This window comes from Microbacterium sp. B24 (assembly GCF_000333415.1).
Classification (GTDB): domain Bacteria; phylum Actinomycetota; class Actinomycetes; order Actinomycetales; family Microbacteriaceae; genus Microbacterium.
In genome coordinates this window covers 1-863 of record NZ_BADB01000464.1, presented here as the reverse complement: position 1 = coordinate 863, position 863 = coordinate 1, and the positions used below count along the sequence as shown (strand labels likewise).

Here is an 863-nt window from a genome sequence, read left to right as displayed (position 1 = left end):
CGGACACACACCCCGGACTCTGCGATCCCGACCCGAGGGAGAACACATGACCCTGCCCGACCCGGGGGCTCGTCGTGGCTGACGTCAAGACCGCACCCGTGCACAAGCCGGCATCCAACATCGTCGGTAAGCGGCGCGCCGGCGACTCGGTGTTCCTGGGTCTGTCGACCACGGCCGCCGTGTCGATCATGATCATCCTCGCGGGCGTCGCGATCTTCCTCATCCTCAAGGGGCTTCCGGCCATCACGGCCAACTGGTCGCAGGGCGACCTTGCCGGATACCAGAACTCCAACTGGTCGAGCTTCTGGGACTATGTCGCACCGCTGCTGTGGGGAAGCATCTGGGCGGCGCTGATCGCCATGGTCCTCGGCACGCCTGTCGCGATCGGCATCGCCCTGTTCATCTCGCACTACGCGCCGCGACGCATCGCCGGCTTCCTCGGCTACATCATCGATCTGCTGGCCGCCGTACCCTCCATCGTCTTCGGCCTCTGGGGCATCATCGTGATGCGCCCGCTGCTGCTGCCGCTCGCCGACTTCCTCAACCAGTACTTCGGCTGGATCCCGCTGTTCCAAGGACCGGTGTCGAGCACCGGCTCGACGATGCTCGCCGGTGGCGTGGTCCTGGCCGTGATGATCCTGCCGATCGTGACATCGATCACTCGCGAGATCTTCCTGCAGACGCCGCGTCTGCACGAGGAAGCAGCCCTCGCTCTCGGTGCGACGCGCTGGGAGATGGTGCGCCTGGCGGTGCTCCCCTACGCCCGCAGCGGCATGGTTTCGGCGACGCTGCTCGGCCTCGGCCGTGCATTGGGCGAGACGATGGCGATCGCCCTGATCGTCTCGCCGAGCCTCATCTTCTCG

General features: G+C 66.4%; 1 protein-coding gene. It reads left to right on the top strand.

Features of this window, described 5'->3' with window-relative positions; translation table 11 throughout:
* Positions 1–74 precede the first annotated feature (74 nt).
* The coding region (pstC, locus tag I5I_RS13720; RefSeq protein WP_051039637.1) for a phosphate ABC transporter permease subunit PstC at positions 75–863 on the top strand (789 nt) is incomplete at its 3' end.